Source organism: Occallatibacter riparius (assembly GCF_025264625.1).
In the GTDB taxonomy this organism is placed as follows: Bacteria; Acidobacteriota; Terriglobia; order Terriglobales; family Acidobacteriaceae; genus Telmatobacter; species Telmatobacter riparius.
Genome location: NZ_CP093313.1, coordinates 2,186,515 through 2,200,301 on the forward strand (window position 1 = coordinate 2,186,515; position 13,787 = coordinate 2,200,301).

Here is a 13,787-nt window from a genome sequence, read left to right on the forward strand (position 1 = left end):
CGTTATCGAAGCAGAGTCTACGGTACTTTAGGGCTATTGGCATCCCCGATTAAGCCCATTACCCACCCTCCCAAACCGGGATGGGGGCTGTTCTAACACCCCCCTTCAATTCTGCGAGGGAACGCGGAGCGTCCTCGCGCCGTTGGGAGCATTCGCAGGTGGCGGCACCTGGATCGCCTTCACCTTCATCGTCATCGGCAGAGTGACCGACGTCGGCAGCAGCATGTACGCGTCACACCCACCCCAGGGCGAGCAGATCAGGTGCACCTCGCGGACCAGCCGTGCCTTCGACCCCGCCGGCATCGGCACCGGGAAACGTCGTCCCTGCAGCATCGGCGCCAGCGTGGCCATCCCTGGGTCCCCGCTGATAAGGCTCGCTCGGATCGTCCCGTCCGCTAAATAAGTGACCGCGTAGTAGCCCTGCCCGTTCAGCTTGGTTTCGCGCACGAACGCACGAATTTCCGTGTCCCTGTCGAGCTCGGCCCGCAGGCTTCCGTTGTATTGCCCGCGATTCAGCGGCGTGGCAGTCAAGTCCTTGCCGGTGAGCTTCTTGTAGCTGGCCGCGATCTTGTCAGTGGTGTCTGAGCCCGGTGCAATGCTCGCCATCATTCCCCCAGGACTGCTGATGTAGGCCAGCTCCCACGTATGCGCGGCAGCGGCCTTCTCGCCCTTGGCCTCCAGCAGGCGGCCAAGCTGGTATCCGGCCACCGGATTCTGACTGAGCTTCCAGGCCGCGCGCAGGTAGCTCTCCGCCACTTCGTGATTGTGGTTCTCGAGTTCGGCCCAGCCCTGGCATGTCCATGCGGCTCCTAGCATCTGCGCCCACGCAAGCGTCCGCATATCCGACGGCTCGTTGTCGTGCGATTGCGTCTCGAAATCCGCAACCGTGCTCCGGCATTTCTCAGTTGCGGTGGCCAGGTCGCCCGCGCTCGGTGGGTCCGCTCCCAGCAGCGCAAAGGCGTCCCGCAGCGGCTCCAGTTCCTCCATCAGCTTCTGCATCTCCTCGGTGGAGGGCATGCTCACCCTGCCGGTGAAGCGGGTGGTCGGGAGAGGCGGCTCCACTCCGGGCGCGCCAATTGCCGACATGCGTGCCGTGTCACCGTAAATGGCCTCGCGGAAGCGCAGATATTTGTCCCAGTCGGCCAGAGGAATCTTCTCTTTCTTCACCACCAGCCGGCGCTCCGCCGTATAAGAGCCGTTGGCGAAGTTGTATTTGGAGTGGTACTCGGCCCAGTCCTCGGTCAGATCGATTCCCGCAGGCGGAAACATGTGCCACCCGGCCGGCATCTGCACCGTCGACTTGTAGACCTGTTCGCCCGGCGAGCCCAGGTCGATGTCATCCGCTGGCTTGGTCTGCTTGATGCCCGGCACCAGCTCCCATCCGATCGGCGGCAGCGGCGGCCCGATTCGACGGTCCTCCCACTCGCTGTACTTCTCCCGCTTGTAGTCGTAGGCAAAACGCAGCGGTTCGTCCGTCTTCTCCACCGCCGACACCTCGGGGGAGCTGATCTCCCCGCCGAAGCCGGTGCGGGATGAAACTCGCTGCAAAAATTCTTTCCACTCCGCTTCCGGCACGGCACGAAACAACGAGCGCATCACGAGCTCTGCATCGCCGTGATAGGTCTGCGACATCCGCCCGGTGAATTCACCGTTTTCATCCAGCTTGCCCGTAGCCTCGAACCGCGCCGATTGCGTGAACGGCAGGTCTGCAGGCGTACGCTCCAGGTAAGCTGGCTTGCTGTTGGGCACTGCGAGCGCCTGCTTGTCGCGCAGCGTGCCTATCAGCACCCCCACCGGCGCAACCTCCGCAGTCGAGTCCATCCACACCAGCTTGCCGTCGCGCGGCACAACCGTGATCACATGATCGAACTGCGCAGGCGAAGGCATCGCCGGATCGAGCTCGTGGCCGCTGTTGATCAGCACCGGCCAGGCCTCAATGCCCTCCGCCTTCAGCAGAGTTGCCAGCAGAGTGTGCTTGTCCTTGCAGTCGCCGTATTCATTCGAGAGAACATCGTCGGCAGCGTGCGGCTGGTAGCGACCAATTCCAAACTCCAGCCCGATATAGTGCGTGTGCAATGCCACGGCGTTGAAGATCGCGCGGATCTTGTCGTCATCCGCGGTCAGATTCTTGGTCAGCGCATCGGCCTTCGCCTTGATCGCCGGAGTCACCACCAGTTGATCCTTCTGCAGCGACTGGTACCACGCCCCCACCTGCGCCCAGTCCGTAAATGTGGTTACCTGCACCGAAGGCTTCCAGTTCTTCACCGACTTGGGCGGCGCGTCCGGGTCCGGCCGCGACAGATTCTCGCTCCTCCAGTGGTAGAGCTTCCGCCCATTCGCGCTCGTCACCGTCGGCTGCACGTCGGCGCTGGCCACCCTCACGCTCTTGTCGGCGGGAACATCCAGGTCGAGCTCCTCGTCCAGAATCACCCCATCCTTCTCAAACGAATACTCCAGCCAGAACTGCCCCGGAACCTCTGGCTTCAGCGTGCGCAGCGTAGTCTTGTATTCCAGCATGTCGCCCGCCCCCAGGCCTTTCACCGCCACGTGTTTCTGGTGAATGTCGGAGTACATCGGCGCTTCGCGAGTCACGTCCGCAGGCAGGTCCTGGATGTTGTAGTCGGGCGTAGTCACCACCGTGCCATCGTGCTTGATCACCCGCACATAGCTGATATCCATCTGCTGGTTCATCGCCGTATAGGTGAACGCAAGCACCGCCAGCTGCTTCACGCCGGCATCCGTAACCACGTGCACCCGTGCCAAGGTCTCGCGCGTCCCGGTGCCGTCTGCCTCCTCGCGAATGTGCGTGATCAGCTTCTCAACCACCGCCGCTTCCTTCGACGGATCCGACGCCTTCGCCGGCCCGACAGCCTGAGCCGCAGGCGCAGCAGCCGGTCCCGCAGGCAAGCCCGGCGCGGTCTGCGCGAAAGCGCCCGTTGCCAACCCCAGGGTCAAAACCGCTGAAACCCGCGCGCACGCCGGCAAAATGCCCGCGGAATACCGGAAAGCCACAGTGCCCATGGCGGAAATCCAATCGTGGAAGAGATGCACACATCATCCATAAACAAACCGTCGAAAGCAAGGTGAAGACAAAACTGCTTGCCGCTCGGCCGCCTTCGCGCCAACCCCTGTTATCCGACCGGGAACCCCATGCCCGGCCATGCCGCTTCACCTTACGAACACCCGTTGCATCAATGAGAAAATAACGATAGGGCTGGCGCCGATTCCTCATGCGCCTGGCCGGGGGTTCCACTTTCATGCTTCGAGTACTCTCCACCCATCTGTTTCTCAATCAGCGCCTGCATCCGGGTCTGCTCGAGCTGGCCGCACGCTCCGGCGCGCAGGCGGTGGAGATCTTCGCCGCGCGGCAGCACTTCGACTACACCCAGCGCGAAGATGTGCGTGAGCTCTGCGAGTGGTTCCGCTCCAACGAATTGCAGGCCTTCTCCATGCACGCCCCCATGTTTCCTGACCGCGAAATGGGCCGCGCCGGCGCCCCCTCCGTCAACGTGATCCACCCCGAGAAGTCCCGCCGCATCGACTCCATGGACGAGATCAAGCGCGCCCTCGAGGCCGCCGAGCAGATCCCTTTCAAGAACCTCATCGTGCACCTGGGCGAGCGCGAAGACTCCTGGTCGCAGCGCACCATCGACTACGCGATGACCGCCCTCGAGCACCTCGGCGCTTTCGCCAGCGCGCTCGGCGTGCGCGTCCTCGTCGAGAACCTCACCAACGATGTCACCACCCCCGAGCATCTGATGCTCATCCTCGAACTCGGTCACCTCGATAACATCGGCGTCTGCCTCGACCTCGGCCACGCCAACATGACCGTCGGCATTCCCGAGGCCATCACCACCCTCAGCAAGCGCATCGTCTCCCTTCACGTGCATGACAACCACGGCCTTAAAGACGAACACCTCTGGCCCGGAGACGGCACCATCAACTGGAAGGCAACCACGGAACGGCTGAACACGCTCGCAGCGCCGCCCGCCGCCGTGCTCGAGATCGGCTACACCCTCGGCGACCAGCCCGCGGCCATTCCCGATCGCATCCGCGCCGCCTACAACCGCCTCGAACTCATCTAGAGCGGCTCCTCCAATCACCCGCTGAGGCCTCGACCGCTTTACGGCTTCGGCACCCCTGCCTCAGAACCTGCCTGCACACCCGTGCTACGCAGGAAGGCCACAAGTTCCGCTGGCGACTCCAGCTTGTTCTGAAGCATCGACGCGATTATGTCGTGCTCAACCAGCTCGGGCTCGGGTTCCGCGATATCAATCGCCGATGTCTGGCCGGGGAAGTGAACGAGAAACGCCGGACGGGCATCGAAAACGCCTCCTGAGACTCGCTGTTCTTCCGCGGTCCAGGACTTCCACTGGCTCCATATAGGAACGCGCCATGAGTGGTCGGAGGAAACGATCAGCGTGGTCTGGTCCGCCCGGGCCGAGTGCTTGATTTCCTCTTCGAGGCGACCCAGAGAGTCGTCCGCCAGCTGCAGGTTATCGATGTAATTCCCGCAGACGCAAAACTCATGGGTCTTGCGGCTGTAGAACCCGGTCGGATGCGGCACCGACAAGTGAATAAATACAAAATCAGACTCCGGGTCTCGGATCTGGCTCGTTGCCCCCGTCATGAGCTTCTCAAAAGCGGCGATGCGCGTCGCCGCCTCGTGTTCTCCCGATGGAAGGCGCCCCGCCAGAAACGCCCCCGCAAGGATCTGAGCGTTGGCGAAGGAGGATTTCTCTTCCGAAGCCCCTATCGATTCCAGCTTGAGACTCAAAAAGCCTGGCTCCCAGAGACACGAATCGAGAACAGAAGGGAAAAGGCGGCAATAGGGATTGAACCAGCCAACCACTGCGGAATTCCAGCCGGCAGCATGAGCCAATCCAAACAGCGTCTGATTCTCGTCGTATCGAACCCAGTGATGTTCCGGGTTCAGGTAGAGAAGGCCACGGCCCGCCTCGCTGCGAATCTCGTCGATCTTCTTCCCCGAAATAATCGAGGGGATAATGCGGTCGGTGTAGAAGCCGGCAGACTGGACATTCGCCAGGGAAACACTCTCCGAACGTAGCTTTCTGAAATTCGCAAGATCGACGCCCGGCGGAGGTTGCTCGAACGCGAATTTGTAGGACAATTCGTCGAAAAGTATCCAGATGATCTGCTTGGAGCGCGCCGGATTCACTGACGCCCTGACCCGCGACGTTGGCTTTAGGCCATGGCCGAAGTAAAGGATCTGTGGGACGATCCACAATAGGCAGAATGCAAAACCGGCGAGACCGAAACGCGTCACGCGAACAAAGGGCTGCGTGACGGACGGCTTCCAACATGCAAGGGCTGTGACTGCAACTAGGAGGCCTATCCGCAAGGGCCATATGCCCCAGAGATGGGAAGCGGTGGCCAAAGCGAGTGGGGCAGGCGCGGCTTCAGTGAGATCGCGATTCAGGCCTGCACGCCACTGCTCGCCGATGGAAATAATGCTGTTGATACACCGGAAAACGAGCAGAGTTGCGAAGGCGGCGGCGGCCACTGCCCGGGGCCGAAAAGAAATGAAGTGGTGGAAAAATGCGATCAGGCCCAGAGCGATCAGAAGGATCTCCACCATTGCCAGCAACAGGCCGTCGAGAACATGCGCAAGAGCGCGATGGTGATGGTAGATCGCAAGATGGCCGGGAAAGAGTATTTCCGCCAGATACGGAAGCGAGATAAGGAGCGAGATTCCGCTCGCTTCCAGAACCCAGCGGCCCTTCATGAGACCTTCTCCACCAGCAACAGGGTTCGTCCGTTAGGCAATCGCTCGCGAGAACGCGTTGCGAACCTTTCACCGAGAACCTGGGTGAAATAGCTCTCCGTGAGATGCGCGTAGAGTTCCTCGCGCCCCCGCACCAGGCCGCTAAACTGCGAGTCTTCCTGAGGGACCCACTCAAGCACAGCCCAGCGCGTGGTGATCTCCGCGAGCTGCTCGATGATCTCCGCGAGCGGAATCTGCTCCGCCACCAGCAAATGATGAAGCACGCCGAGCATGAGCACGCAATCAAAGCGGCCCTTTGCGCGGGCGAGCAGGCTCGCATATTCAGCGTTCCGCCAGCCGATCGCCGGACTAGGCCGCGCAAAGTCAGCCACCAGAGGCAGCACGGGTAACTCATCGCGGCTCGCGGCCTGGTAATGAAGCTCGGTCGCGCTCACGTCCGGATCCCAGGCTACGACGGCGGCTCCGCACTCCGCAGCAATGCGCGAGTAGACACCGGTGTTTGCGCCGACATCCAGGACATGCAAAGCGCCTGTGCTCTTAATGCTCGTGCGAACGAAATTCTGTTTTGCGGCGTGGTCGCCCGAGTCGTAATGGCTGGCAGTCTCGGTGTACCCGCTCCACCGCGAGGCGTGAACTGGCGGCGTGAGAGCGCGCAGGTTCTTGCGCATCTTCCGGATCGTGCGCCGCAGGATCAGCTCGGCGAGATCCTCAGATACTTTGCGAATGGAATTGTGAGACTTCGCCGCCTTCTCAGAAAAACTTCTCTCAAACAGAAGCGGGAGCGCCACCAGCGAGCGGAGAGGACTGCTCCACTTCTGCGCGAATCCCAGCCGGTGTGCCAGGTCAGCGGGTTCATACCCGTCGCGGCGCTGCTGTGACGCTGACAGCGGCCACCCAAGATAGCGGTAAGCGGCCAGTGGCAGCAGGAATGTACGGACGAACTGAGCCTGGGCGATCCACAGCGGGTTATTCGGGTCGCGCTTCTCGAAAGAGAGCACGTCGATGAAGACGGGTTTTGCGCTGGAGAAGAGAACATTGAACGGCGTGGCGTCTTTCAGGATGTAGCCGCTCCCCAGCGCCTCTTCACACAGATCAAGAGTCAGCAGGCCGGCGGCGATCCACTGCCCCGCCGCCCACTCCCACGGATAAGAAGGAAACTCGATCCGCTCATGCTCGAGAAGCGTGACGGGCTCCGAGGCCACGATCTCGGTCGGCACCATCCGTCCCTCCCGCATCCAGCGGCTCGCGGGCTCCGAACCGAGCCAGGCGAGTACCTGTGCAGAATACCGCGGGTAAATCTCGCGAAAAATGCGGTCCCCATCCTGATACAAGGTGCCCTGAGGGTCGCGGAATGTGCCTGTGGGTCTGGAGGACACGAGGGGATCAGCCGGCGTCAACGTCTGACTGCGTCGCATTCTTGCCTTTGCCGAACACCCCGAATAACTGCGCGATGCGCTTCCGCGCCAGATAGCCGAAGCCGACGAAAGTCGACCCGATGACCTGAAGGAAAAACAGCCCCGACCCGGGATCTACGTATGCGTACGCAGGCCTCTCGATCACACAAAGGATCGCAAAAATCCAAGTCGCGACGGCGCCACAATAGGCAACTCGTTTGAAAAGAGAAGACAGCTTCATATCTCTCCTTACGAAAGAAGGAAGATGATCTATGGGGAAACGAAAGAAGAATACCATCGACAAGCCGCTTGAACATTGATTTCGGCTGATACTAAAGCGGTACATGCCTCCCACTTCAGATCAAATGGAACTTCATGATTGAGAAATCCCGCAGAGCTTGTGTACTGCTTCCGCGGGCTAAACCGTGCGTCGGCGGGGGTTTGTCTTTGACCAATAGCGGGTGCGTTGCCGAATAGGCTCCCGATCCGGGGGCTGAGTCGTACGGGATTTGTTAGCTCCGTCGATTTGGAATTTGATAGGACGCATCTCCCCGCTCCGCTCTTGCTCGTGAGAGCGAGGGATTCGGGAGCGGCACCCCCGCCCCCACTCGGCTAGCGCCCTTCGAGCCAGGCTCGCTCGAAGCTGGTCACGCAGGTGATGCCGGCCTTCTTTTTGGAGTCGCCGGTTTCAGTAGAGTAGAACGGCGTATCCGACCCCTTGAGGTAGGCGCGCATATGGACCTGCGACGAAAAAGTCACGCTGCCTGAATAGGTCGTCGTGCCTTTGTCGTCGGTCGACTGTTTGTTACTTCTTTCGCGGTCTGTCTTCTTGTCGAAGCGCAGAACGATATCGGCGCTGTCCGCGTCGTCCACCACGGTGAAGTGGCCCCAGCGCTGCAACTGCTCCTGCGCGCCTGCGGAAACTTCTCCCGATTTTGTGTCGTTGAGGATAGCGATGGTTTTGGCGGCGCGGGCTTCCGCAGGCATGGGCTTTTGCGCCAGCACGGGCATCGCGGCAAGCAGGACAGCAAGGAACATGAGCGAGCGAAACAACGGCTTCATGGGTCTCTCCCGGCGGATGATCGACATTAGCTTAGCAACTTCCTTTGAGCGGTGACCTCGCCCGCCGGTTAGTGAGCGATCTGGCGATTTGCCTCTCTTCGAGATTGACGTAGTGACGAGGCTATGACTGAAGAGAAGCCCGTCCTCGTTATTTATGGCCACCGAAACGATCGCGTCCTTGCCTGGAACCTTGTAAATCGGGGATGCGTACCAAACGAGTATGGAGTTCCCCATGAGGTGGAAGAAGGGCGTCTTGCGCTCTTTTTTGTTTCTGATGGCATGTCCGCTTGTGCTGATCTTCACGACTTCTTTCGTTAAGACAACTTCATTGATGAACACAATCAAAGTAGGCGCAATCACCTGCCTCTTGACGTATGGACTGACTCTTCTATTCCTCCGCTCGGACCGATGGAGTCTGCGCGACGCCGGATTGGAGCTAGTAGCGAAGAGCGTGCCCCGCATGTTGTTTGGGTTCGGGATCGGGTTCGCACTCGTAGCGCTCCAAGAATCTTTGCTCTATGCTGGCGGCCACATCCACTGGACGTATGCGAGGCCTTCATCGCCGATGAGTTGGCTGCTGCTCGGGATTAGCGCGTACTTCTTGCTCGCCCTACGGGAAGAGATTGCCTTCCGTGCCTATCCACTCCGCCGACTTGAGGTTGATTTTGGCATGTGGCCATCCGTGTTGATCGTGGGGCTAATCTTCGCGTTTGAGCACCTGGCAGGCGGCCTGTCCTGGTCTCTCTCTCTGTTAGGTCCTTTTGCCGGGGCGATTCTGTTCGGTATGGCTGCATTGGCTACTCGTGGCATTGCCGTTCCCTTAGGAATCCACTTTGCGTTCAACCTCGGCCAGTGGGTGATGGGCCAGAAGGAAGTCACCGGATTCTGGCAAGCTTCCATTGATCCGACCTTCCAGAAACAGGCTGAAGTCCTAGGCTACACGGCATACTTTCTTGGGACATCGCTTGCGGCTTATTGTTTCTGGGTGCAGTATCGGAGACGTTCCAAATCGTTCGTTGCTCACGATGAGGCGGTTGGTGTCCAGCAATCTGCAAGCAATTCCGAGTTGAATTCTTGACTCCAGGCCAAACCGCTTATCGGGCGTAGGCGGTCGACTATCCTCCCTTCGAAAGACTTTCGCCCCCGGAGAAATTCGAATTTCATAAATACTTGTTGCAACGAATATCTACCTCCCGCATCCAACAAGCGAAAAGGAGACACCACCCCATGGCAACAACCCCTTCGACCTCTGCTTCCACCGTCACCTGGAAAATCGACCCTGCCCACTCCAGCGCCGAATTCAAGGTGAAGCACATGATGATCTCGCACGTGAAAGGCAGCTTCAGCGGCCTCTCCGGCACCCTGATCGAAGACACCGTCGACCCCACCCAGAGCAGCGTTGACGCTTCCGTGGACATCAGCACCATCTCCACCGGCGATGCCCAGCGTGACGCCCACCTCAAGTCGGCCGACTTCTTCCATCACGAGCAGCACCCCACCATGACCTTTAAATCCACCAAAGTGGAGAAGCAGGGCGAAGGCGAGTACAAGGTCACCGGCGACCTGACCCTCCACGGCGTAACCAAGCCCGTCACCTTCGCGGTTGAGGGACCCAGCGCTCCCGGCAAGGACCCCTGGGGCAACACCCGCATTGGTCTCTCGGCCACCACAAAGATCAATCGCAAAGACTTCGGCCTGAGCTGGAACGCTGCCCTCGAGACCGGCGGCATCCTGGTCGGCGAAGACGTCCAGATCGCCCTCGAAGTCCAGTTCATCAAGGGCTAATGCCGCAGCTCTTCCTCGCCTTGCCGTCTCCCGGTAGGGGAGAACACGAGATAGCCTAGGGAGTCGTCCGCGTTTGCGGACGACTCCCTGGAGCTTGGGCCTACCAAATCTCCCGGCCCGGAGGGTCGGTCCAGACAGTGCGTGACCACGTTCAATGTTTCGATCGCGCCAGCCGAGGATGTGTGATCCCTGGCACAGCGCTCTGAGTCCCCCTGGCCTCACAATCAACGCTGTGGTAGTGTGCAAGGTCGGCCCCGGAGCCGTGGGCGCTCACCAGGCCCACGAAGAATGTTAACCAGAAAAATAACAGATAAATTTGATTTACCGGACTGAACGAGTCCGATTATAGAATCAAAGTCTTCTTTATCAATAAGATACAAAGATGCAAATTCCGAAGTTTTCGCCCCTATCACGAATAAATGGCGTATATAAGGCGAAACTAATCCTTGTTATCTGAAGCGCTATAGATACTTTTTGGTAAACATTCGACTTAGCCCGGATCGAATGGGAAGCATGGCCGTCGCGCAATGGAATCGATCCGCGTTCCGTAGACTGGAACTACGCATGACCTCCCCAAACCGCGCTGAAACCATCCTGATCCACTTCTCCGGCCACGACGCCCCCGGCCAGACCGCCGCGCTTACTGGCATCCTCGCCGAGCACGACATCCGGATCCTCGACATCGGCCAGGCCGTAGTCCACGAGTCGCTCACCCTCGGCATCCTGGTCGAAGCCCACGGCGAGCCCTTCGCCTCCGTAAAGACTGCGCTCACCGCCCGCGCCCACGAGCTCGGGCTGCAGGCAAGGTTTCGCGTCATTCCCGCCACGGCCATGGAGCACTGGAAGCAGGGTCTCGAGCGCCATCACTTCATCATCACCATCCTCGGCCGCTCCATCACCGCGCGCGAGCTGGCCCGCGTCAGCGGCATCATCGCCCGCCACGGAATGACCATCGTCCGCATCGACCGCCTCAGCGGCAAGCTGGCCCCAACCGATCTGGCCGGCGACGCCTGCGTGGAGTTTGCCGTCAGCGGCGATTCAGCCAACGAAGTCGCCATGCGGTCTGAGTTTCTCCAGGCCGCGCAGGAGCTCTCCATCGACCTCGCCTTCCAGCGCGAGAGCATCTTCCGCCGCAATCGCCGTCTCTTCGCCTTCGACATGGATTCAACCCTCATCCAGGGTGAAGTCATCGACGAACTCGCGCGCCTCGCCGGCGTAGGTGAGCAGGTCTCCAAAATCACCGAAGCCGCCATGCGCGGCGAGCTCAACTTCGACGAGAGCTTCACCCGCCGCGTCGGCCTGCTGAAAGGCCTCCCGGCGCAACAGGCGCATTCCCTCCTCAACACGATTCCCATGGCCGAAGGCGCCGAGCGCCTCATCCGTACTCTCAAGCTGCTCGGCTACAAAACCGCCATCCTCTCCGGCGGATTCACCTTCTTCGCCCGCGACCTGCAGCGGCGGCTCGGCATCGACTACGTCCACGCCAACGAGCTCGAAATCGAGAACAACTTCGTCACCGGCCGCGTGCTGCCGCCCATCATGAACGGCGCCCGCAAAGCCGAGAAGCTCGCCGAGATCGCTCGTGCCGAAGGCTTCTCTCTCGAGCAGTGCGTTGCCGTCGGCGACGGCGCCAACGACATCCCCATGCTCAACCTCGCCGGCATGGGCATCGCCTATCGCGCCAAGCCGCTGGTGCGCGAAAAGGCCGGCCAGGCCATCTCCGCCCTCGGCCTCGACGGCCTGCTCTACCTCATCGGCGTACGCGACTGGGACCTCGAACACCACGAGCCCGTGGTTGCAGGCATGCTGCCACAGGGTATGCATGTGTAAGTCGTCGGGCAGTATCCCCGCTTCGTGTTATTCCCCGCGGGCATTGATCGACGCTACATTGGCCGCAGAATCCAGACCCATCACTACCCGGCTCCGAACGTCGAGCCCAACTGGTCGCTGGAGCGGAATGACATTGAGTTGACATCTCCGCGACACCGAGCGCGACCAGAGTGCGCTAGTTTGGGTTCCTCGGCCGGAGCGTCAACATTGATTCGAAAGCATCCTCGCCAATGGGCAGTGGCAGAAGGCGCCTGCATCGCATTGCAGATACCCGTGCACAAAGCGGGGTGCCGATGAAGACGCATCTCGGCACACGCGCGTTCCTGCTCTGCTTCCTGCCGTTCGCATTGCTGCTCATGGGCAGCTTCTGGATTGTCCAGCGGTTCGTAGCTTCCACCGTGCGAGCGAGCGTGCGCGCCGAACTGCGCTCGCAACAGGAAGCCATCGCCGCAGCCCACACCAAGGCCGCGCTCGAGAACAGCCGCTTCCTCAAAATTGCGGGTGAGAATACCGCGCTCAAGGCCGGCATGATCCTGCTGCGGACCTATCCGAACAACGGGAGCGCGCAGCGCACCGTGGAAGATCAGCTTCGCGAAATGGGCGAGCGCATGGGATTCGACTTCATGCTTGTCTCCGGTCCTGACGGAGCCGCGATGGCTGGCGTACTGCGGCAGGCCGGACACCTCGCGCCGCTGCGCTTGCCTGACCTGCAGGTCAATGACTCCGGACTTCTATCGGTGGAGGGACGTCTCCTCCGGATCGGCTCGGTGTCGATCGATGAGAACGACGAGAATATCGGGCGGCTCACCGTCGGAGAAGCATTCCAGCTCAATGACCTGACCGCGCCCGCGGTGCTCGTGCGACGCGGTAAGGTCCTTGCCTCCAATATTCCGCAGCCGGCTCGGGCCGATATGGAAGCCGCGCTTGCACCCTGCTCGATGCGATCGGAATGCGAGGTTCGCATTGCAGGCGACAATTGGATATCGTTGCCGATGGAGAGCTACGGCGACGGCTTCACGCTGATGAGCCTGGCGAATGCGGATGCTGCGAGTGAACCCATCGAAGCACGGCTGCGCCGGGTCTTTTCCCTGTTCGCGGTCGCCTGTCTCCTCGTGGGCCTGCTGTGCAGTGTTGGCTCGTCGCGATCAATCGTGAAACCGATCGGAGCGGTTGTGGGTCACCTTCATAGAGCCGCCAGCACAGGCGCCCTGACGGAAGTGAAGAGCCAGCCATCCTCTGTTATTGAGATCGATGAACTCACGGAAATCTATAACCGCGCCGCCATCTCTGTCCGCGATTCCGGGCAGAAACTGGAGTCAGCCTACCTGGAGTTTGTGGGGTCGCTCGCCAGTGCGCTCGATGCACGCGATCCCTATACGGCCGGGCACAGCCGGCGGGTCAGCAACCTCTCATGCGCAGCCGCAGCAAAACTCGGCCTTTCAGAGGAAATTATCGAGCGCATTCGCATCGGCGCGTTGCTGCATGACATTGGAAAAATCGGCATCGCCGACACCGTGCTGCAAAAGCCGGGCCGTCTGACAGCCGAGGAGTTCGCCCTGGTCAAGCAGCATCCGGTGATCGGACGCAGGATTCTGGAGGGAGTGCAGGGCTTTGCTCCCTTTCTGGCGGCGGTGGAGTTCCATCACGAGAATTGGGATGGCAGCGGCTATCCCCTGGGCCTGCGCGGCGAAGAAACACCGCTCGACGCACGCATTATCCACGTTGCGGACGCCTATGACGCGATGACCACGGATCGCTCTTACCGCAGCGGCATGAGCCACGAGAGTGCGATTGCGGAATTGGTGAAGAACGCCGGTGTGCAATTCGACCCAGCGATAGTGGCGGTCTTTGTCCTGCAGCACTGGGACTTGAATCGGCCGGCGAGCGCGCTTCCTTCCGCTCCTTCGGCCGGGCAGGAATTGGAGGCCGTCATCTAATGAGGTGCGCGGCCTGAGTCGTACTCGCGGCCT

At 60.6% G+C, this 13,787-nt stretch carries 10 protein-coding genes; 5 read left to right on the top strand and 5 right to left on the bottom strand.

Annotation, left to right across the window (positions count from 1 at the left end):
- Positions 1 to 105: 105 nt before the first annotated feature.
- Entirely contained in the window at positions 106 to 3,021 is a 2,916-nt protein-coding gene (locus tag MOP44_RS08660; protein ID WP_260795638.1) for a DUF3857 domain-containing transglutaminase family protein, read from the bottom strand.
- Between the two features lie 236 nt (positions 3,022 to 3,257).
- On the opposite strand from MOP44_RS08660, the gene MOP44_RS08665 reads away from it, so the two are divergent.
- Entirely contained in the window at positions 3,258 to 4,085 is an 828-nt protein-coding gene (locus MOP44_RS08665) for a sugar phosphate isomerase/epimerase family protein (RefSeq protein ID WP_260795639.1), read from the top strand.
- 38 nt (positions 4,086 to 4,123) lie between these two features.
- Here MOP44_RS08665 and MOP44_RS08670 read toward each other — a convergent pair whose 3' ends face one another.
- From MOP44_RS08670 to MOP44_RS08685, 4 genes are all read right to left on the bottom strand, one after another.
- Entirely contained in the window at positions 4,124 to 5,746 is a 1,623-nt protein-coding gene (locus MOP44_RS08670; protein WP_260795640.1) for a sulfatase-like hydrolase/transferase, read from the bottom strand.
- On the bottom strand, positions 5,743 to 7,122 hold the full coding sequence (locus tag MOP44_RS08675) for a class I SAM-dependent methyltransferase (RefSeq protein ID WP_260795641.1): 1,380 nt from the start codon (positions 7,120 to 7,122) through the stop codon (positions 5,743 to 5,745). The genes MOP44_RS08670 and MOP44_RS08675 overlap by 4 nt, the downstream gene beginning before the upstream one ends.
- A 7-nt stretch (positions 7,123 to 7,129) precedes the next feature.
- A complete protein-coding gene (locus MOP44_RS08680; RefSeq protein ID WP_260795642.1) occupies positions 7,130 to 7,381 on the bottom strand; it encodes a hypothetical protein in 252 nt (83 codons plus the stop codon).
- 371 nt (positions 7,382 to 7,752) lie between these two features.
- Entirely contained in the window at positions 7,753 to 8,202 is a 450-nt protein-coding gene (locus MOP44_RS08685; protein ID WP_260795643.1) for a DUF2059 domain-containing protein, read from the bottom strand.
- A gap of 289 nt (positions 8,203 to 8,491) precedes the next feature.
- Between MOP44_RS08685 and MOP44_RS08690 the strand changes: the two genes are divergently transcribed.
- The 4 genes from MOP44_RS08690 to MOP44_RS08705 all read left to right on the top strand — a co-directional run bounded on the left by MOP44_RS08690 (position 8,492) and on the right by MOP44_RS08705 (position 13,754).
- Positions 8,492 to 9,280, top strand: coding sequence for a CPBP family intramembrane glutamic endopeptidase (locus MOP44_RS08690; protein WP_260795644.1), 789 nt, complete (start codon positions 8,492 to 8,494; stop codon positions 9,278 to 9,280).
- A 149-nt stretch (positions 9,281 to 9,429) separates the two neighbouring features.
- Positions 9,430 to 9,987 (top strand): YceI family protein, encoded by a 558-nt coding sequence (locus MOP44_RS08695; RefSeq protein ID WP_260795646.1) that lies wholly within the window; start codon positions 9,430 to 9,432, stop codon positions 9,985 to 9,987.
- Positions 9,988 to 10,551: 564 nt separating this feature from the next.
- On the top strand, positions 10,552 to 11,817 hold the full coding sequence (gene serB / locus MOP44_RS08700; RefSeq protein ID WP_260795647.1) for a phosphoserine phosphatase SerB: 1,266 nt from the start codon (positions 10,552 to 10,554) through the stop codon (positions 11,815 to 11,817).
- Positions 11,818 to 12,110: 293 nt separating this feature from the next.
- Positions 12,111 to 13,754, top strand: a complete 1,644-nt coding sequence (locus MOP44_RS08705) for an HD-GYP domain-containing protein (protein ID WP_260795648.1) — start codon at positions 12,111 to 12,113, stop codon at positions 13,752 to 13,754.
- Positions 13,755 to 13,787: the final 33 nt, after the last annotated feature.